Here is an 18,491-nt window from a genome sequence, read left to right as displayed (position 1 = left end):
ACTCCGGGAATGCAAAGAGGGACAGGCGGCTAAACGGATGGTGTCGTTTAGCGGACTGTCCCTGGTGTTTTATGCTTGCGTTAACCCAAGACCTTGAAGACCGGGGTCAGTCCCTTCGGGATCGGAATGCGCACCACTGGCGCGCATTCCCCCTCAGGGTCTGACCCCAGCATTTGCCGTTGGGTTACATCAAATTATTCGCTCGGCGTGGTTTCCTTGAACTTGCCGTAGCTCAGCAGTTTTTCGTGGCGGGCGGCCAGCAGGTCCTTGGTTTTCATGCCGTGGAACTGGCGCAGGGTGTCGGCCAGTGCGCGCTTGAGCAAGGTCGCCATCTGTTTCGGATCGCGGTGGGCGCCGCCCAGCGGTTCGTTGATGATCTTGTCGATCAGGCCCATGGCTTTCAGGCGGTGCGCCGTCAGGCCCAGCGCTTCGGCCGCGTCGGAGGCGCGCTCGGCGCTCTTCCACAGGATCGAGGCGCAGCCTTCCGGCGAAATCACGGCATACGTCGAGTATTGCAGCATCAGCACGGCGTCGCCCACGGCGATGGCCAGCGCGCCGCCGGAACCGCCTTCACCGATGATGGTGGCGATCAGCGGCACTTTCAGTTCGGCCATCACGTACAGGTTGTGGCCGATGGCTTCCGACTGGCCGCGCTCTTCCGCGTCGATGCCGGGGAAGGCGCCTGGCGTGTCGACGAAGGTGAAGATGGGCAAGTTGAACTTTTCCGCCACTTTCATCAGGCGCATGGCCTTGCGGTAGCCTTCCGGCTTCGGCATGCCGAAATTGCGCAGGGCGCGCTCTTTCGTGTCGCGGCCCTTCTGGTGGCCGATGACCATGCACGGCTGGCCGTTGAAGCGGGCCAGGCCGCCCACGACGGACAGATCGTCCGCGTAGCTGCGGTCGCCATGCAATTCGTGGAAATCGGTAAAGATTTCATTCACGTAATCCATGGTGTAGGGGCGCTGCGGGTGGCGCGCGATCTGCGCCACTTGCCACGGCGTCAGCTTGGCGTAGATATCCTTGGTCAGCTGCTGGCTCTTCTTGGCCAGGCGGTCGATCTCTTCCGAGATGTCGACGGCCGAATCGTCTTGCACGAAGCGCAACTCTTCGATCTTGGAATCGAGTTCCGCGATCGGCTGTTCAAAATTGAGGAAAGTCGTTTTAGTCATTGTACCTCCAGGTTTTACCGGCCACGGCGCCAGGGCGCGCGGCGTCATCTATGTTTATTTTACCGTACCGGCTGCTGCGCCGGGGGCTGCATCGGGTGCGGCAGGGGCGGCTGCAGGGTCGAGACTGCGCCACAAATACCACGTCGCCACGGTGCGCCACGGTTCCCAATTGGCGGAAACTTCGCGCGCATCGCTGCGGGAAACTGGTTCACCGGAAAAATAATTGACGCTGATGCCCTGGATCAAACCGGGGTCGTCGAGCGGCAAGACATTCGGCCGTAACAGATTAAATATCAAAAACATCTCGGCTGTCCAGCGGCCGATGCCGCGGATCTGCACCAGTTCGGCGATGACGGCTTCGTCATCCATCTGGTCCCACTGGCTCGCGTGCACGCGCTTGGCCTTGAAATGGTCGGCCAGGTCGAGAATGTATTCGGTCTTGCGTTTGGACAAGCCGCAGGCGGACAGTTGCTCGGCGCCCGCCTTCAGCACTTGCGAGGGCGTGCATTTCGGGCAAGCGGCCAGCAGCTTTTTCCAGGCAGCATCCGCCGCCTTGGGCGTGATCTGCTGCCCCACCAGCGAACGGGCCAGGGTGGTGAACGGGTCGCTATGGCCGACCAGGTGCAGGTCGCCAAATTGCGGGATGAGCTTTTTCATGATGCGGTCGCGCTTCATCAGCTCGATCTTCGCCTCTTCCCAGTAGTGCGGCACCTGGATCACTTGCGCCAAGTCCGTCACCTTGGGGGCTTCCCCGTTTTCCCTGGACGTAGCCATCATGCGCGGCGCCAGTTGGTCGAGCCGTCAGGCTTGTCTTCGAGAATGATACCGGCCGCCAACAGTTCGGCGCGGATCTTGTCGGACTGCGCAAAGTCGCGCGCCTTTTTCGCCGCGCCGCGCGCCGCGATGGCCGCTTCGATGCCGGCAGCCTCGTCCTGTCCACCGGCGGCGGCGCCGACAGTCGCTTGCAGGAATTGCTGCGGCGTACGTTCCAGCAAGCCGAATACGCCCGCCAGCCCCTTCAATTGACGCGCCAGGGCCGGCGACTTGCTCTTGTTGACTTCCGTCGCCAGGTCGAACAGGGCGGCCACGGCCAGCGGCGTGTTGAAATCGTCATCCATCGCTTCGCGCACGCGCACGGCATGGGCTTCGCTCCAGTCGATGGCGCCCTCTTCCACCGCCACGTCGGCCAGCGCCGTGTACAAGCGCGTCAGCGACAGGCGCGCATCATCGAGGTGCACGTCCGAGTAATTCAGGGGGCTGCGGTAGTGCGCGCGCAGGATGAAGAAGCGGATCACTTCGGCATCGAATTTTTGCAGCACTTCGCGGATGGTGAAGAAATTGCCGAGCGACTTCGACATTTTTTCATTGTCCAGGCGCACGAAACCGTTATGTATCCAGTAATTGACGCTGGTATGGCCGAACGCGCCTTCGGATTGGGCGATCTCGTTTTCGTGGTGCGGGAATTGCAGGTCCGCGCCGCCGCCATGGATGTCGAACTGTTCGCCAAGCAAGGCGCAGGACATGGCCGAGCACTCGATATGCCAGCCCGGGCGGCCCTTGCCCCATTTCGAGTCCCACTTGACGTCTTCCGGCTCGGACTCCTTCGACGACTTCCACAGCACGAAGTCGAGCGGATCGCGCTTGCCCGTGTTCACGTCCACGCGCTCGCCCGCGCGCAGGTCGTCGAGCGACTTGCCCGACAGCTTGCCGTAGTGGGGGAAGTTGCGCACAGCGTAATTGACGTCGCCGTCAAGACCCTGGTAAGCCAGGTCCTTCGCTTCCAGCTGCTCGATCAGGCGCAGCATCTGCGGCACGTATTCGGTGGCGCGCGGCGTGTGGTCGGGCGTCAGGATGCCCAGCGCGGCCGTGTCTTCATCCATGTACTGGGTGAAACGCGTCGTCAGCTGGGAAATCGTCTCGCCGTTTTCCACGGCGCGACGGATGATCTTGTCGTCGATGTCCGTAATGTTGCGCACGTACGTGACGTCGAAACCGGAGGCTTTCAGCCAGCGGTAGATGACGTCGAACGCCATCATCATGCGCGCATGGCCGATATGGCAATAATCGTAGATGGTCATGCCGCAGACGTACATGCGTACCTTGCCAGCTTCCATCGGGACGAATACCTGCTTCTCGCGAGCCAGGGTGTTGTAAATCTTTAGATTGCTCATCGTACTTTGCAAGTGGAGCGACCGCCAGCCTGGCAAAACGACAGACAGGCGCGGACACCGGGGGTGCCGCGCCACTGAACTGCCGTGTGCGCCAAGACTGGTCGAGCCGCTATAGTGTTGTTCTTGTTTGTTAGAATTAGGGCGTTAGCGGTCAAGTATAACATTGATAAAAACCATACTGGCCCGATATGGATCAGGTTTTTACGCTGCTCAAGCAAATTTTCATTTCTTTACAATTAAAGCAAGTTTAGAGAAAAACAACGATCAAGGACACCTTCATGCAAGAAATCAAATCGAAACGCCTGTCTTTCCTGGCGCGCTTTTGCACCCTGTTTGCCGGCCTCACCCTGGGCAGCGCCGTCGTGGCAGCCGCACCCGCAAGCCCTTCGGCTACCCTCGACCCCACGCCGCACGTGGCCCTGAAAACCAGCATGGGCGAGATCGTGCTGGAACTGGACCAGGAAAAAGCGCCGCAAAGCGTGGCCAATTTCTTGCAGTATGTCAAAAGCGGCTACTACAAGGGCACCGTATTTCACCGCGTCATCGACGGCTTCATGATACAGGGCGGCGGCTTCGACAAGAACATGAAGCAAAAAGCCACCAAGGCGCCGATCAGGAATGAAGCGCAAAACGGCTTGCAGAACGTCACCTACAGCATCGCCATGGCGCGCACGGGCGACCCGCATTCGGCCACCTCGCAGTTCTTCATCAACGTGAACAATAACGGCGCGCTCGACTACCCTGGCCGCGACGGCTTCGGCTACACGGTGTTCGGCAAAGTTATCAAAGGCATGGACGTGGTCGACAAGATCAAGGCCGTGCCCGTGGTGGACAAGGGACCGCACCAGAACGTGCCAGTCACCCCCGTGGTGATCGAATCGGTGACTTTACTCAAATCAGCGCCCGCAAAACTGTAAAATAGCGTTTTTGCGGCCCTGAACCACGGGGGCCGTCGAATCATTCTTCATCTAATTTATTAAGGATCATCATGACCTCCGTCATCATCACCACCAATCTGGGCAAGATCACCGCTGAACTGGACGCCGAAAAAGCACCGAAAACGGTTGCCAACTTCCTGGCCTACATGCAAGCCGGTCACTATGACAACACGATTTTCCACCGCGTCATCGACGGCTTCATGATCCAGGGCGGCGGTTTCGAGCCAGGCATGAAACAAAAGCCTGCCGACACCACCGTGGAAAACGAAGGCAAAAACGGCCTGAAAAACGATACCTACACCTTGGCCATGGCCCGCACGTCGGATCCGCATTCGGCATCGGCCCAGTTCTTCATCAACATCAAGAACAACAGCTTCCTCGACTACCCAGGCCAGGACGGCTGGGGCTACGCCGTGTTCGGTAAAGTCACCGAAGGCAAGGAAGTCGTCGACGCCATCCGCGCCGTGAAAACCTCGCGCGCCGGCATGTTCGCCGATGTGCCAGTGACGGACGTCATCATCGAAAAAGTCGAAGCAGCGTAATCAAGCTACAGCATCATGAATAACAGGCATTGCAGCGTTTGCGCCTCTCCATGCACTTCACTTCTTGGGAGCGTTGAACGATGACAATGCCTGCCGCACTCTTTATTTCCGACCTGCATCTGCAGAGCTCGCACCCGCGCACCAGCGCGGCGTTTCTTTCTTTCCTGGAACACCATGCGCAATATGCGCAAGCGCTGTATCTATTAGGCGACCTGTTCGAATACTGGGCCGGCGACGATGACCTGGAAGACCCGTTCAATGCGCGCATGACGGCCGCCATCCGCGCCGTCAGCGATGCCGGTGTGCATGTGTACTGGATCGCCGGCAACCGCGACTTTCTTGTCGGCTCCGGCTTTGCCGCCGCCGCCGGCGCCACCCTGCTCAGCGAACCGCATGTGGCCACGATTGCCGGCCGGCGCATCGTCTTGCTGCATGGCGACGCCGAATGCACGAAAGACGTGCAATACATGGAGTTTCGCGCCATGGTGCGCCAGCCCGCCTGGCAAAAACAGTTCCTGTCCATGCCGCTGGCGCAGCGCAAGGCCATCATCGACGGTTTGCGCCAAAGCAGCCGCGCGCACAATGGCGAAAAATCCATGGATATCATGGATGTCACCCCCGATGCGGTGGCGCAAGTGTTTGCCGAACAGGCGAGCACCATCATGATCCACGGCCACACGCACCGCCCTGCCCTGCACCAGGTCGACCATACCTTGCGCTATGTCCTGCCCGACTGGGAATGCGACGTGACGGCGCCGGAACAGCCACGCGGCGGCTGGATCGCCATCGATGCGCGCGGCAACATCACGCGCCATGACCTGAGCGGCGAGATCATCGACTAGGCCTGCGCCGACCGCCGCACGGGCGTTTGTCCGATAGCCGCGCCCGCCTGGCCTTGCTGTAATGGCGCCATGCACACAGTTTATATCGGCACGGCCGGCTGGAGTCTTTCCAGCGCCGCCGCCAGCCACTTCCCCCTCGATGGCAGCCATCTGCAGCGCTATGCCAGTGTCTTGCCCTGCGTGGAAATAAACAGCTCCTTCTACCGCCCGCACCAGCCCGCCACCTACGCGCGCTGGGCCGCCAGCGTGCCCGCACATTTCCGCTTCAGCGTGAAATTGCCACGCAGCATCACGCACGAACGGCGCTTGCGCGACTGTGCGGCCGAACTGGAGCGCTTTGCGGGAGAAGTCATGCAACTGGGGAATAAACTGGGCTGCGTGCTGGTGCAGCTGCCGCCCAGCCTGCGCTTTGATGGGGACATGGCCGCCGCATTTTTCCATGCGCTGCGCCAGCGCTTCGACGGCATGCTCGCTTGCGAAGCGCGCCATGCCAGCTGGTTCGCGGCGGACGCGACCGAGCTGTTAACGATGCTGTGCATCACCCGCGTACGCGCCGATCCGCCCGCCGGCCAGCCCGGCCCGCACGTGCCGACAACGAGCGTGGCGTATTTCCGCCTGCACGGCAGCCCGAGAATCTATTACTCGGACTATCCGCCCGACTATCTGGCCAGCCTGGCCGCCTCCTTGCAAGAACAGGCGCAGGCCGGCAGCTGGTGCATCTTCGACAACACGGCAGCCGGCGCCGCCCTGTTCAATGCGCTGGACCTGCAAGCGCGGCTGGCCTGAAAATAGCTGTTGCATCTTTGAGTCTTAGTGTTATAGTTAACTACAACACCATTTAACTATCAGGGAGCCCCGATGCCTACCGCAGTTTTCACGCGCCGCGCCGCCCCGCCCTTGTTGGAGCGCATCCCATGAGCGCGGCATGGAACGACAATAGCCCCATCTACCGCCAGCTCAAGGCCCGGGTGGTGGGCATGATGCTCGATGGCGTGCTGCAGTCCGGCGACGCCCTGCCGTCGGTGCGCCAGGTGGCGGCCGATTATCAATTGAATCCCATCACGGTTTCGCGCGCCTATCAGGAACTGGTCGACGATGCCCTGGTGGAAAAACGCAGAGGACTCGGCATGTATGTCCTGGAAGGCGCGCGCGATAAATTGCTGGCCAGTGAACGCGAGCGCTTCATGCGCGAAGAATGGCCGGCGATGCTGGAACGCATCACGCAACTGGGTCTGGACCTCGATCAACTACTGCAAGCGAGCCGCGACAGTGGCGCACATGGAGAGAGCACATGAATGCATTGAACAACGATAGCGTCATCAGCGCGCGCGGCTTGCGCAAGCAATATGGCAAGCAGGTGGCCATCGACGGCATCAGCTTTGATATCGCGCCAGGGCGCATCGTCGGCCTGATCGGACCTAACGGCTCCGGCAAGACCACCACCCTGAAAGCCATCCTCGGCCTGACGGGCTTCGAGGGCGACCTGTCCGTGCTGGGACGCGACCCGCGCGTGCAGCGCGACGCGCTGATGGAGGACGTGTGTTTCATCGCCGATGTGGCCATCTTGCCGGGCTGGCTGCGCGTGCGCGACGCAATCGATTTTGTCGCCGGCGTGCATCCGCGCTTCGACCGCAGCAAGGCCGAGCGCTACCTGGCCCACACCAAGCTGGCGCCGAAGATGCGGGTCAAGAGCATGTCAAAAGGCATGATCGTGCAATTGCACCTGGCGCTGGTGATGGCCATCGACGCCAGGCTGCTGGTCCTCGATGAACCGACCCTGGGCCTGGACATCCTGTACCGCAAACAGTTTTACCAGAACTTGCTGGAAGACTATTTCGACGAAAACAAGACCATCATCATCACCACGCACCAGATCGAGGAAGTCGAGCATATCCTCAGCGACCTGATGTTCATTCGCGACGGCAAGATCGTGCTGGCCTCGTCGATGGAAGAGGTGGGCGAACGCTACATTGAAGTGATGGTGGGGCCACAGCACGTGACTCCGGCGCGCGCGCTGCAGCCGATCAGCGAACGCAGCGTATTCGGCAAGTCCGTGATGCTGTTCGATGGCGTCGCCCGCAGCCAGCTGGCCACCTTGGGAGAATTGCACACGCCGAGCCTGGCGGACCTGTTTGTCGCGACCATGAAAGGATCGTACCCATGAGCATCACCCCTGTGAACAAGATGAAATGGCTGATCCGGCGCGAATTGTGGGAGCACAAGGGCATGCTGCTGTGGACGCCCGCCATTATCGGCATCGTCATGACGCTGCTGGCCGCCCTGATGACGGCAGGCGCCGTCGCCAAGCTCAAGATGCGCACGGCGCTGATCATCAACGGCGAAGAGATGTCCTGGAGCGCCGTCTTCAACACCCGGACCTTGAGCCCGCGCCGGACGGAAATCATCGACACCATCGCCAACAACTATACCTACGTGGCCGCGCCGCTGTTCCTGGCCCTGGGCTTCCTGGTATTTTTCTATTGCCTGAGCGCCCTGTATGACGACCGCCGCGACCGCAGCCTGCTGTTCTGGAAGTCGCTGCCCGTCTCCGACGCCCAAACGGTGCTGTCGAAGCTGGCCATCGCCATCGTCGTCACGCCGCTGATCGTGGTCGCCGCGGCCTGCCTTACCTCGCTGGCACTGATCCTGATACTGAGCGGCGTGCTGGCACTCAACGGCATCTATGTCTTTACGGAACTGCTGGCCGCGCCGGGCTTGTATCTGGGCCCGCTGCGCCTGTTCGGCCTGATTCCCGTCTATGCCCTGTGGGCCTTGCCCACCGTGGGCTGGTTGCTGATGGTATCGAGCTGGGCACGCTCGAAGGTCCTGTTCTGGGCCCTCGGCGTGCCACTGCTGCTGCTGATCCTGAGCGTCTGGGTCGGCAAGCTGAGCATGACGGAAACGGATATCGGCTGGATACAAATGAACGTGATCGCGCGCGCCCTGCTGGGCACCATCCCAGGCAGCTGGTACCTCTTCGAGCCGGGACTGCTGCCGCACCTCAACACCATGGGACCAGGCTCGCAGATGGCGCGCATCGACATCTTCGCCAACTCCTGGTCCAGCCTGGCCATGCCAGCCGCCTGGCTGGGAGCGGCGGCCGGCGCCGCCATGCTCTACGCCGCCATCCGCCTGCGCGGCTGGCGCGAAGAAGGCTGAGTCCCCGCCTGCGTGGGGGGCCGGCGAGAATCAGGCCCGCGTCAACTGGCCGATCACGCTGGCCACCTTGGCGGTGATCATGTCGACGGCGGGGCCGTTCGCGCCATGCGGCAAAATGACATCGGCATTGCGCTTGGTCGGTTCGATGAATTGCTTGTGCATGGGGCGCACGGTTTCCAGATACTGCTCGATGACGCTTTCCACCGAGCGGCCGCGTTCCGTGATATCGCGTTGCATGCGGCGGATGAAGCGCACGTCGGAGGCGGTATCGACAAAGATCTTCAGCGACATCATGTCGCGCAAGTCTTCGTCATACAAGGCAAACAAGCCTTCGATGACGATCACCGGCGCCGGTTTGACGGGAATGGTCCTGCTGGAGCGATTGTGCAGCGTGAAGTCGTACTCGGGCATCTCGATCGCTACACCATTGCGCAAGGCCTGGATGTGCTGCACCAGCAATGACCACTCGAACGCCTGCGGATGGTCGTAATTCTGCTGGCGTCGGACTTCAGGGGAGAGATGGGTTTGGTCGCAATAGTAGTCGTCCTGCATCACGACCGACACCATGTCGGCGCCGAATGACGCCAGCACCTGCTGTGATACGGTAGACTTGCCACTGCCGCTGCCGCCAGCGACACCAATAACAAACGGTTGGAAGGAAATAGTATTCATGCCGAATGATACCGGAAACATGAGCGCACTGACAGGGAGCGGCTGCAAAGCCGGGCCTGTCACGCGCCATGCACCAGCCGCGCATACAGCTCGGCCACCCGCTCTGCCGTGATGCCGTCGCGCTGTTCGATGGCCAGCGGATGCTCCGTCGGCTCCAGCTCGATGGATGGGCGCACGCCATCGTCGCGCAGGTGGACGCGGGTTTTCAGGTTCAGGGTATCCGGGTACACGGGCAGCTGCGTGCTCAGCCAGCCGAAGAAGGGGCCGATGTGCGCCCGCTGCGCGTCATTGAAGCAGGCATCCCAGGAGTCGAAGCTCTCGCCGCTGAGCGACACCCACACGCCCCAGCTGAACGGCTCATCCGAGCCATGCACGGGGATGTCGATGGTGGCGCGCACGAAACAGTACGCTTCATCGACGATGCAGGCGTCGCTGTCGAGCTGGCAGCGCGCTTCGCGCTCTGCGGGCGCCATCTGCTCATACAGCCACGGCGCATCGGCGCCGAAGCTGGGCATGCCCGTGTGGGTTTCGCCGCAGGAGCGGCACAGGAAGGAAAACGTCACGCGCCGATGCCGCTTTACTCGAACTGCTTGCGGAACGCTTCGAATTGCGCCGCCAGGCCATCGAAGTCGCTGCGCAATTGCAGCACTTCCTGCTCCAGCTGGGCCACGCGGCTGCCCTGCTGCGGCGCGCTGACGGCGCCGGCAAAACCGGCCGCCGTCTCGATCTGCGCCAGCGCTTCTTCGCCGCCCAGCAGATGGCCGTAACGCGGTTCCTTGGCGCCGGGTGCGACGGCCAGCTTGGCCACCAGCGGCGGGTATTTGTCGATCAGGAACTGCAGGCCCGATTCCACTTCCGCCACGGACTTGAATTCATGCACGCGGCCGCTGCGGCTGCGGATCTCGCCCGCCGTCTGCAAGCCGCGCAGCATCAAGATCGTCAGGATGGCCAGTTTATCTTGCTCCAGCGACCACTTGATGCGCATGCGGTGTTCATACTTGGCGACGCGTGCGCCCGCCTGCGTGATGCCGTTGACGAACTTGCGCTGCATCAAACGCTGCAGCACGTCGTACACGGTTTCCTCGGACAGGGCCATGACGGGGTCGCGGCTGGACAGCTGGTTGCAGCCGTTCGTCAGCGCGTTGAGCGAGAGAGGATAGCTGTCCGGCGTCAGCGCTTCCTTTTCGGCCAGCACGGCCAGCACGCGGATCTCGAAGGGGTCGAGCAGATTCGGATTGTCACTGCCCTTTTCTGCTGCGTTTTCAGCTATGTTTACGTCTGTAGTCATGCCTGTATCCTTAATCAACCAGCTTGTTCATTTGCTCAGAATCAAATTTATCACACTCAGGCACAGCCTGGCAGCAAATGCCCGCCGCCTTCAGGGTGGCGAGGATGGTTTCAATGCGCTGCTCCTGCGCCACGGCATGCGTGATCAGGCCCTGCAGGGCTTTCGACAGCGGGTCGTCGCCGTTCGGCGTGACGCCATACGCGGCGAACAGGTGCGCCGTGCTGCCTTCGCGCAGGGCGCTGACATCCTTCTGCACGATGTGCGCGGGGTTGCCCACGGCCGTGGCGCCGGACGGCACGGGTTTCAACAGCACGGCGTTCGAGCCCACCTTGGCGTACTCGCCCACGGTGAAACTGCCCAGCACCTGGGCGCCGGCGCCGACGATGACGCCGCGCTCCAGGGTCGGATGGCGTTTGCTTCCGCTGTGCAGCGAGGTACCGCCCAAAGTGACACCCTGGTAGATGGTGCAGTCGTCGCCGACGACGGCCGTCTCGCCGATCACCACGCCGAAGCCATGGTCGATGAAGACGCGCCGGCCGATGACGGCACCCGGATGGATCTCGATGCCCGTGATGATGCGGGCGATATACGAAATGAAGCGACCCACCCACTTCATGTGCCGCTTCCAGCACCAGTGCGCCCAGCCATGCATGACGATGGCGTGCAGGCCCGGATAACAGGTCAGCACCTCCCAGCCATTGCGGGCGGCGGGGTCACGTTCAATGATGCTGTTGATATCTTCGCGCAGGTGGTGGAACATAATGAAAATGAATAAGGTGGAACGCAAATGGTAGCGTATTCGGCGGCGTGCTGCCGGAGAGGCAGATAAACAACCGCCGCCTCAAGGGCGGCGGCTGATCAAGTACGCTCAACCCAAAGGCGAAAGTGCCGGGGTCGTACCCTGAGGGTACGACCCCAGGATTTGCTTTTGGGGTAAAAACAGATCAAGCAAACGGCACGCTGAGGACTTGTCCGCTTATTTCGGCTCCAGCGCGATGCGCTGGCGGCGGGCTTCGTAGAGACACACGCCCGATGCCACGGACACGTTCAGGCTCTCGACGGAGCCGAACATCGGGATACTGACGAGGATGTCGCAGGTGTCGCGCGTCAAACGGCGCATGCCTTCGCCTTCGGAACCCATGACGAGGGCCGTCGGGCCCGTGAAATCGGCTTCGTACAAGCCTTTTTCGCCATCGTCGGTGGTCCCGATCAGCCAGATGCCGCGGTCCTTGAGTTCGCGCATGGTGCGCGCCAGGTTCGTCACGGTGATGTACGGGACGGTTTCGGCGGCGCCGCTGGCGACCTTGGCGGCCGTGGTATTCAGACCCACGGCGCGGTCCTTCGGCACGATGACGGCATGTGCGCCGACGCCGTCGGCCACGCGCAGACAGGCGCCCAGGTTGTGCGGGTCGGTGATGCCGTCGAGAATCAACAGCAGCGGCGGGCCATCGATGGCGTCCAGCAGCTCATCGAGATTGCGCGCCAGCGACAGCTGCGACGCAAACGCGATCACGCCCTGATGGCGGCGCGTGCCGACGATCTTGTCGAGACGCGACGAATCGACGGGCATGACGCGCACGTTGGCAGCCTTGGCGGCGGCGATCATGTCTTTCATGCGGCCGTCGACGCGGCTGGCATCGACGAAAATTTCTTCCACGGACGACGCTTCGTGACGCAGGCGCGAGGTGACGGCGTGGAAGCCGAAAATCATTTTATTCTTCATTATCTATCTATCGCTTATCGCTTGTTCTTGCTTGATTTTGATACAGTTTTTGCTGCTCGTGGTGCCGCCGCGGCAGGTGCCGCGGCTGGTTTCTTGCTGCGCTTCGGTGCGGCTGCCTTGGGAGCGGCCGCCTTGGGGGCTTCCTTCGGCGCTGCCTTGGCTTGCGCCTTGGCGGCAGGCTTGGCGCCGTTGGAACGGCCGCCGGAACCATTGCCGGGGTTGCCACCGTTGTTGCCGCTGGCTTTGATCTCATGGCGCTGCTCGGTCGCGGGACCGGGCTTGACCATGGATTTCTTCTCGCCCTTGCGCTTGCCGCCGCCGTTCGACTTGGCCGGCGCTTCTTCGCCCGCCAGTTCCGCATCGGTGACCAGGCGCAGGTCGATCTTGCGCGTTTCCAGGTCGACTCTTGCCACTTGCACCGTCAGACGGTCGGTCAATTGATAACGCTTGCCAGTGCGTTCGCCGCGCAATTCATGGCGCGCATCGTCGTACTGGAAGTAATCGGTGCCCAGCTCGGTGACGTGCACCAGGCCTTCGACAAACAGGGTGTCAAGCTGCACGAACACGCCGAAGGTGGTTACGCCGGTGATGGTGCCGGTGAACTCCTCGCCCAGCTTGTCTTGCATGAAGTAGCACTTCAGCCACGCTTCCACGTCGCGCGACGCTTCGTCGGCGCGGCGTTCGTTGGCCGAGCAATGCACGCCCAGCGCGTCCCAGACCGTCAGGTCCGTCTTCTTCGGCTTGCCGTCGGCCTTGTCCTTGGCCTGCTGCTTGCGCGTGGCGTTCGACACATTCGTGTTCAGCACGACTTTATCGGACAGTTTCGGCTCGTATTTCTTGCCTTGCAAGATGGCCTTGATGGCGCGGTGCGTCAGCAGGTCGGGATAGCGGCGGATCGGGCTGGTGAAGTGGGCATACGCTTCATAGGCCAGGCCGAAGTGGCCGATATTGTCCGGGCTGTAGACGGCTTGCTGCATCGAACGCAGCAGCATCGTTTGCAGCAGGGCCGCGTCGGGACGCAGCTTGATCTGCTGCATCAGGGTCTGGTAATCCGATGCCGATGGCGTGTCGCCGCCCGTCAGGTTCAGGCCAACTTGCTTGAGGAAGGTGCGCACTTGCGTGAGCTTTTCCTTGGTCGGGCTGGCGTGGATGCGGTAGGTGCCTGGATGCTTGTTGCGCAGCAACAAATCGGCCGCGCAGACGTTGGCCGCCAGCATGCACTCTTCGATGATCTTGTGCGCTTCGTTGCGCGTGCGGGGGATGATCTTTTCGATCTTGCCCGCGCTATTGCAGACGATATACGTTTCCGTCGTCTCGAAATCGATGGCGCCCCGCTCCGTGCGCGCTTTCAGCAAGGCGCGGTAGACGGCTTCCAGGTTTTGCAGGTGCGGCAGGATGTCCGCGCGGCGTGCCGCTTCGGGTCCCTTGGTGTTGCCCAGCACGGCTGCGACTTCGTCATACGTGAGGCGCGCGGCCGAATGGATCACGGCCGGGTAGAACTGGTACGCCTTCAGTTCACCCTTGTCGCTGACGACGGCGTCGCAGACGAGGGTCAGACGGTCGACGGCCGGGTTCAGCGAGCACAGGCCATTCGACAGTTTTTCCGGCAGCATCGGGATCACGCGACGCGGGAAGTAGACGGACGTGCTGCGCTCCAGCGCGTCGATATCGAGCGCGTCGTTCGGCTTCACGTAATGGCTGACGTCGGCAATCGCCACGATCAGGCGGAAGCAGTTGGCGCGGCCGATTTTGACGGGTTCGCAATATACGGCATCGTCGAAATCGCGCGCGTCCTCGCCATCGATGGTCACCAATGGCACGTCGCGCAAGTCGACACGCTCTTTCAGGTCGGCGTCGCGCACTTCGAACGGCAGTTTTTCAGCTTGCTTGAGGGCGGCGGCGGAGAAGATGTGCGGCACGTTGAATTTACGCACGGCAATTTCAATTTCCATGCCGGGGTCATCCAGAGCGCCCAGCACTTCGACAATCTTGCCGACCGGCTGCTTGAAGCGCATCGGTTGCTCGGTCAGCTCGACGCTGACGATCTGGCCGGCCTTCGCCTTGCCCACCGAACCGGTGACGAGAATGTCCTGGCCGATGCGCTGGTCTTCCGGCGCCACGACCCAGGTGCCGTTTTCCTGGATCAGACGGCCGATGACGTGGCTATTGGCGCGGTAGGTGACTTCCACGATCGTGCCTTCAGGGCGGCCGCGGCGGTCCGTGCCGACGATGCGGGCCATGACCTTGTCGCCATGCAGTACTTTCTGCATCTCTTTCTCAGGCAGGAACAGGTCGGCGCTGGCGTCGTCGGGAATGACAAAGCCGAAGCCGTCGCGGTGGCTGGTGACGCGACCGGCGACAAGCGCGCTCTGGTCGGCCAGACTGAAAACACCGCTGGCATCAGACTTCAGCTGGCCGTCGCGCTCCATCGCCTTCAGGCGACGGACCAGGACATCCATGGAATCGGCATGCACTTGCAGCGTTTTCCCGAGAGACTGCGGGTCGAGAGGCGCGTTGACACTGCGGAATATGCCGAGAATGTCCTCCCGGCTGGGGATGGTGTGGGTATTTTGGCTCAAAAGTATTTCTATAGTTGTTATTGACAGTGATCAAACGGAAGACAAAGACCGATGACATCACCGTCAATATTGACACGGTGATGTCCGGTAGTGTACCGGAGGACGCCTTGGTTTGCCTAACGGACAGCGTGTCGGAAACAGTACAAGACGCCCGCCGATGAAAAAAAGGAGAAAAGCTGCGCAATGCATTTGACTTCGGCAAATATTGCTCTATAATCCCTGTCTCTTGCAGCGACAAACCCTCACGGGGATGCAGTTGCAGGAAAGCGGTACAGGGTTGATGTGCAGTATGGAGCGAAAGCTCATCTGGCGCAAAACTCTTCAAGCCGCTATAATAGCAGAATTGTTGCTAAGTTATTTCGCAACAAGTAATACAGCAGCATCAGTGCCCACGTGGCGGAATTGGTAGACGNCCTTCGGGTGTAGGGGTTCGAGTCCCTTCGTGGGCACCATTACCAAAATTCGCAAAAGAGCCGCAAACTTTCACGAGTTTGCGGCTTTTTTCATTTCCGCACCCCTGCCAGCGGGCTCTGCGAACTTATTTCGCCTTTTGCGTATTTTTTCATTGACCGCCACGCTGGCAGCCTCTATGATCCTGCCTTCTCTGCAGAACACGCAAAGAAAGCAGCAAAGCAGCATCAGTGCCCACGTGGCGGAATTGGTAGACGCGCATGGTTCAGGTCCATGTGCCTTCGGGTGTAGGGGTTCGAGTCCCTTCGTGGGCACCATTACCAAAATTCGCAAAAGAGCCGCAAACTTTCACGAGTTTGCGGCTTTTTTCATTTCCGGCGCCAATCGATCCTGTCGGTATTCTTGACAGTTGCCGGCCACGCAAGCGCCAAGTCCCTGATTTTAAAGCTGAGCACGCTTCTTGCCTGCAGGATGGCATCCCCATTCCTGGAGCGCCGCCATGAAAAGCCTCGTCACCATCCTCGCCTTGATCCTGCCCGCCGGCACCATCGCCTCGCCCCTGTTCAATCTGCAATACGTGCCCGGCACCTCGTTGCAGGCGCAGCAGGGATTCCAGACGGCGGCCGCCCGCTGGTCGCGCGTGCTGAAAGACAATGTCACCATCGACCTGACGGTGGGCTTCAATTCACTGGGCGGCAATATCCTGGGGCAAACGGGATCGTCGGAAGCGTTTTACCGCTACCGCGACTTTCGCGGCGCCCTCGCCGCCGATGCCACCTCCACCATCGATCGGCGGGCGCTGGCGCACCTGCCCGACAGCGACAGCTTCGGCATGCTGATCAACCGCACGGCCAACAATCCCAACGGCCCCGGCAGCGCCCTGCCCTATGTCGACAACAATGGCGACGCCAACAATCAATATTTATCGCTGAGCAATGCCGAAGCCAAGGCCGTCGGCCTGACGCCGCCGCCGCAGTCGCTGGACGGCTGCATCGGCAATTGCGACGGCGTCATCCAGTTCAACAGCGATTTCAATTTCGATTTCGATCCCGGCAATGGCATCGGCGCCAACAGCATCGACTTCATCGGCGTGGCCATGCATGAAATCGGCCATGCGCTGGGCTTTATCAGCGGCGTGGACATCCTCGACTTCAACTCGCCGCCGCTGGGCGGACCCTATGACGACACGGAATTTACCTACGTCTCGGGACTGGACCTGTTCCGCTACTCGGCCCAAAGCGCCGCGGCCGGCGTGATCGACTGGACCGCCGACAACCGCGACAAATATTTTTCGCTCGATGGCGGCGCCACGCGCGGTCCGCTGTTTGCCAACGGCAGCTTCCATGGCGACGGCGACCAGGCCAGCCACTGGCGCGACAACCTGCACCTGGGCATCATGGACCCGACGGTGGCGTATGGCGAATTATTGCGCCTGCGCTGGAACGATTTGATCGCCCTCGACGCCATCGGCTGGGATATCGCCCCGAACGCCATCCCGGCGCCGGGCACCGTCTCGCTGCTGTGCCTGGCCTTGGTACTGCTGGCACTGCAGCAACGACGCCAAATACGCTGAAAAAACAGGCAATTTTGAGCCATTTCTCATAGGGGGAACCCTTTTTTCAGCAGAAAAGAGGGTTTCTTGAAGAAAAGAACAAAATGTTCATTGACCGAATCGCCGCCAACCCTTATTATTTTGTCCGTCGCTGCAGAACACGCAGCAGACAGCAAGAAGCAGCAAAACGCAGCACAATGCCCACGTGGCGGAATTGGTAGACGCGCATGGTTCAGGTCCATGTGCCTTCGGGTGTAGGGGTTCGAGTCCCTTCGTGGGCACCACCAGCAACGAGTTGTTTTCGTTGTAGTCCGCAGTACAGTAGTGAGATAACGCAGTAATCAGCAGCAAGTAGTAGCAGCATCAGTGCCCACGTGGCGGAATTGGTAGACGCGCATGGTTCAGGTCCATGTGCCTTCGGGTGTAGGGGTTCGAGTCCCTTCGTGGGCACCATTACCTAATTCGCAAAAAAGCCGCAAACTTTCACGAGTTTGCGGCTTTTTTCATTCCAGAATGCCGCGCGGTATTCCCAACCCGCGGCACCCTCCCCTTATTTGGCCAGCGCCGCCTTCACCGCTTCGGCCAGCGTCGTCGTCGGACGGCCTATCAGCGCGCTCAATTGCTTGCCATTGTCTTCCAGGCCGCCCTTGGCCGCGCCCGCATCGGAGTCGGCCAGCAAGTCGGCAAAGCCTTCCGGCACGCCCACGCTCACCAGCGCCGCCTTGAAGTCCGCCTGCGGCAAATCTTTATACACAATCGCCTTGCCCGACTGGCGCGCCACTTCGGCAGCGTACTCGGCAAGGGTAAAGCCGTGGTCGCCAGCGAGCTCATAGATGGCTCGCGGCTGGTCCGCCGTCAGCACGGCAGCGGCGGCGGCCGCGTAGTCCAGACGCGCGGCCGACGAAAAGCGGCCGTTTTGCGCCGCGCCCAGCACCACGCCATGCTCGAGCACGGGCGCCAGGTGTTCCGTATGGTTTTCCAGGTACCAGCCGTTGCGCAGGAAACTGTACGGCAGGCCGGACGCGCGGATGGCCGCTTCCGTGACGATGTGCTCGGCGGCCAGGCCCAGCGGCGACGTGTCGGCGCGCAAGACGCTGGTGTAGGCCAGCAGGGCCACGCCGGCCCGCCTGGCCGCATCGATGACGTTCTGGTGCTGCTGCGCGCGCTGGCCCACTTCGCTCGACGAAATCAGCAAAATCTTCGTTGCACCTTTGAATGCCGCATCGAGGCTGGCGCCGTCGTTGTAATCGGCCTGGCGCACTTGCACGCCCAGTGCAGCCAGGTTGGCGGCCTTGGCCGGATTGCGCACGGCGGCGATGATGTTGGCTGCGGGGACGGATGTGAGCAGGCTGGCGATGACGTGCTGGCCCAGATTGCCTGTGGCGCCGGTAATGACGATCATGATTTCTCCTTGGAGGGTGGCTGGTAAAACCCTATAATAGGAC

General features: G+C 61.2%; 18 protein-coding genes and 4 tRNA genes. 12 read left to right on the top strand and 10 right to left on the bottom strand.

The features are described from left to right. Positions 1-194: 194 nt before the first annotated feature. Genes K0F86_RS13510 through cysS form a run of 3 tightly spaced genes read right to left on the bottom strand, consistent with a single transcriptional unit; the run spans position 195 to position 3,340 of the window. Entirely contained in the window at positions 195-1,169 is a 975-nt protein-coding gene (locus tag K0F86_RS13510) for an acetyl-CoA carboxylase carboxyltransferase subunit alpha (protein ID WP_010396889.1), read from the bottom strand. Positions 1,170-1,223: 54 nt separating this feature from the next. Then, on the bottom strand, positions 1,224-1,943 hold the full coding sequence (locus K0F86_RS13505) for a DNA-3-methyladenine glycosylase (protein WP_257572154.1): 720 nt from the start codon (positions 1,941-1,943) through the stop codon (positions 1,224-1,226). Then, entirely contained in the window at positions 1,943-3,340 is a 1,398-nt protein-coding gene (gene cysS / locus K0F86_RS13500) for a cysteine--tRNA ligase (RefSeq protein ID WP_219134843.1), read from the bottom strand. The genes K0F86_RS13505 and cysS overlap by 1 nt, the downstream gene beginning before the upstream one ends. Before the next feature lie 278 nt (positions 3,341-3,618). On the opposite strand from cysS, the gene K0F86_RS13495 reads away from it, so the two are divergent. From K0F86_RS13495 to K0F86_RS13465, 7 genes are all read left to right on the top strand, one after another. Further along, positions 3,619-4,257, top strand: a complete 639-nt coding sequence (locus tag K0F86_RS13495; RefSeq protein ID WP_219134842.1) for a peptidylprolyl isomerase — start codon at positions 3,619-3,621, stop codon at positions 4,255-4,257. A 71-nt stretch (positions 4,258-4,328) separates the two neighbouring features. After that, positions 4,329-4,820, top strand: a complete 492-nt coding sequence (locus tag K0F86_RS13490) for a peptidylprolyl isomerase (protein ID WP_219134841.1) — start codon at positions 4,329-4,331, stop codon at positions 4,818-4,820. 86 nt (positions 4,821-4,906) lie between these two features. Beyond that, positions 4,907-5,662 (top strand): UDP-2,3-diacylglucosamine diphosphatase, encoded by a 756-nt coding sequence (locus tag K0F86_RS13485; RefSeq protein WP_219134840.1) that lies wholly within the window; start codon positions 4,907-4,909, stop codon positions 5,660-5,662. A 69-nt stretch (positions 5,663-5,731) separates the two neighbouring features. Then, positions 5,732-6,448: a DUF72 domain-containing protein gene (locus K0F86_RS13480; protein ID WP_219134839.1), complete on the top strand. Its 717-nt coding sequence runs from the start codon at positions 5,732-5,734 to the stop codon at positions 6,446-6,448. Positions 6,449-6,576: 128 nt separating this feature from the next. Then, complete coding sequence (locus K0F86_RS13475) at positions 6,577-6,957, top strand: GntR family transcriptional regulator (protein WP_219134838.1); 381 nt, start codon at positions 6,577-6,579, stop codon at positions 6,955-6,957. Next, positions 6,954-7,826 (top strand): ABC transporter ATP-binding protein, encoded by an 873-nt coding sequence (locus K0F86_RS13470; protein WP_219134837.1) that lies wholly within the window; start codon positions 6,954-6,956, stop codon positions 7,824-7,826. The genes K0F86_RS13475 and K0F86_RS13470 overlap by 4 nt, the downstream gene beginning before the upstream one ends. After that, the gene (locus K0F86_RS13465; protein ID WP_219134836.1) at positions 7,823-8,821 is read left to right on the top strand and encodes a hypothetical protein; all 999 of its coding nucleotides are present in this window, start codon (positions 7,823-7,825) and stop codon (positions 8,819-8,821) included. The genes K0F86_RS13470 and K0F86_RS13465 overlap by 4 nt, the downstream gene beginning before the upstream one ends. A 30-nt stretch (positions 8,822-8,851) precedes the next feature. Here K0F86_RS13465 and udk read toward each other — a convergent pair whose 3' ends face one another. The 6 genes from udk to rnr all read right to left on the bottom strand — a co-directional run bounded on the left by udk (position 8,852) and on the right by rnr (position 15,083). Next, on the bottom strand, positions 8,852-9,493 hold the full coding sequence (gene udk / locus K0F86_RS13460) for a uridine kinase (RefSeq protein WP_219134835.1): 642 nt from the start codon (positions 9,491-9,493) through the stop codon (positions 8,852-8,854). Between the two features lie 59 nt (positions 9,494-9,552). Continuing rightward, positions 9,553-10,056, bottom strand: coding sequence for a DUF2199 domain-containing protein (locus K0F86_RS13455; RefSeq protein WP_219134834.1), 504 nt, complete (start codon positions 10,054-10,056; stop codon positions 9,553-9,555). Positions 10,057-10,070: 14 nt separating this feature from the next. Beyond that, positions 10,071-10,781 (bottom strand): YceH family protein, encoded by a 711-nt coding sequence (locus K0F86_RS13450; RefSeq protein ID WP_152284473.1) that lies wholly within the window; start codon positions 10,779-10,781, stop codon positions 10,071-10,073. A 10-nt stretch (positions 10,782-10,791) separates the two neighbouring features. Continuing rightward, positions 10,792-11,541, bottom strand: coding sequence for a serine O-acetyltransferase (cysE, locus tag K0F86_RS13445; protein WP_219134914.1), 750 nt, complete (start codon positions 11,539-11,541; stop codon positions 10,792-10,794). Between the two features lie 216 nt (positions 11,542-11,757). Continuing rightward, positions 11,758-12,504 (bottom strand): 23S rRNA (guanosine(2251)-2'-O)-methyltransferase RlmB, encoded by a 747-nt coding sequence (gene rlmB, locus K0F86_RS13440; protein WP_219134833.1) that lies wholly within the window; start codon positions 12,502-12,504, stop codon positions 11,758-11,760. Between the two features lie 14 nt (positions 12,505-12,518). After that, positions 12,519-15,083, bottom strand: a complete 2,565-nt coding sequence (gene rnr, locus K0F86_RS13435; protein WP_219134832.1) for a ribonuclease R — start codon at positions 15,081-15,083, stop codon at positions 12,519-12,521. Positions 15,084-15,470: 387 nt separating this feature from the next. Here rnr and K0F86_RS13430 point away from each other — a divergent pair. The 5 genes from K0F86_RS13430 to K0F86_RS13410 all read left to right on the top strand — a co-directional run bounded on the left by K0F86_RS13430 (position 15,471) and on the right by K0F86_RS13410 (position 17,499). Beyond that, positions 15,471-15,535: transfer RNA gene (locus K0F86_RS13430), tRNA-OTHER, on the top strand. Positions 15,536-15,726: 191 nt separating this feature from the next. Then, positions 15,727-15,811: transfer RNA gene (locus K0F86_RS13425), tRNA-Leu, on the top strand. Between the two features lie 182 nt (positions 15,812-15,993). Continuing rightward, positions 15,994-17,067, top strand: coding sequence for an NF038122 family metalloprotease (locus tag K0F86_RS13420; RefSeq protein WP_219134831.1), 1,074 nt, complete (start codon positions 15,994-15,996; stop codon positions 17,065-17,067). A 178-nt stretch (positions 17,068-17,245) separates the two neighbouring features. Further along, positions 17,246-17,330: transfer RNA gene (locus tag K0F86_RS13415), tRNA-Leu, on the top strand. Positions 17,331-17,414: 84 nt separating this feature from the next. Next, positions 17,415-17,499 (top strand) — tRNA-Leu (locus tag K0F86_RS13410). Positions 17,500-17,596: 97 nt separating this feature from the next. On the opposite strand, the gene K0F86_RS13405 is transcribed toward K0F86_RS13410, so the two are convergent. After that, positions 17,597-18,448, bottom strand: a complete 852-nt coding sequence (locus K0F86_RS13405) for an SDR family oxidoreductase (RefSeq protein ID WP_219134830.1) — start codon at positions 18,446-18,448, stop codon at positions 17,597-17,599. Between the last annotated feature and the right edge of the window lie 43 nt (positions 18,449-18,491).

Source organism: Janthinobacterium sp. UMAB-60 (assembly GCF_900095235.1).
Lineage (GTDB): Bacteria > Pseudomonadota > Gammaproteobacteria > Burkholderiales > Burkholderiaceae_D > Janthinobacterium.
This window is presented reverse-complemented; position numbering and strand designations above follow the sequence as displayed.

Coding starts and splice junctions, on each gene's coding strand:
- K0F86_RS13490 (WP_219134841.1), top strand. CDS start 4,329: ATGACCTCCGTCATCATCACCACCAATCTGGGCAAGATCACCGCTGAA.
- udk (WP_219134835.1), bottom strand. CDS start 9,493: ATGAATACTATTTCCTTCCAACCGTTTGTTATTGGTGTCGCTGGCGGC.
- K0F86_RS13405 (WP_219134830.1), bottom strand. CDS start 18,448: ATGATCGTCATTACCGGCGCCACAGGCAATCTGGGCCAGCACGTCATC.
- K0F86_RS13510 (WP_010396889.1), bottom strand. CDS start 1,169: ATGACTAAAACGACTTTCCTCAATTTTGAACAGCCGATCGCGGAACTC.
- K0F86_RS13450 (WP_152284473.1), bottom strand. CDS start 10,781: ATGACTACAGACGTAAACATAGCTGAAAACGCAGCAGAAAAGGGCAGT.
- cysE (WP_219134914.1), bottom strand. CDS start 11,541: ATGTTCCACCACCTGCGCGAAGATATCAACAGCATCATTGAACGTGAC.
- K0F86_RS13485 (WP_219134840.1), top strand. CDS start 4,907: ATGCCTGCCGCACTCTTTATTTCCGACCTGCATCTGCAGAGCTCGCAC.
- K0F86_RS13420 (WP_219134831.1), top strand. CDS start 15,994: ATGAAAAGCCTCGTCACCATCCTCGCCTTGATCCTGCCCGCCGGCACC.
- K0F86_RS13475 (WP_219134838.1), top strand. CDS start 6,577: ATGAGCGCGGCATGGAACGACAATAGCCCCATCTACCGCCAGCTCAAG.
- rlmB (WP_219134833.1), bottom strand. CDS start 12,504: ATGAAGAATAAAATGATTTTCGGCTTCCACGCCGTCACCTCGCGCCTG.
- K0F86_RS13505 (WP_257572154.1), bottom strand. CDS start 1,943: ATGGCTACGTCCAGGGAAAACGGGGAAGCCCCCAAGGTGACGGACTTG.
- K0F86_RS13495 (WP_219134842.1), top strand. CDS start 3,619: ATGCAAGAAATCAAATCGAAACGCCTGTCTTTCCTGGCGCGCTTTTGC.
- K0F86_RS13480 (WP_219134839.1), top strand. CDS start 5,732: ATGCACACAGTTTATATCGGCACGGCCGGCTGGAGTCTTTCCAGCGCC.
- cysS (WP_219134843.1), bottom strand. CDS start 3,340: ATGAGCAATCTAAAGATTTACAACACCCTGGCTCGCGAGAAGCAGGTA.
- K0F86_RS13470 (WP_219134837.1), top strand. CDS start 6,954: ATGAATGCATTGAACAACGATAGCGTCATCAGCGCGCGCGGCTTGCGC.
- K0F86_RS13465 (WP_219134836.1), top strand. CDS start 7,823: ATGAGCATCACCCCTGTGAACAAGATGAAATGGCTGATCCGGCGCGAA.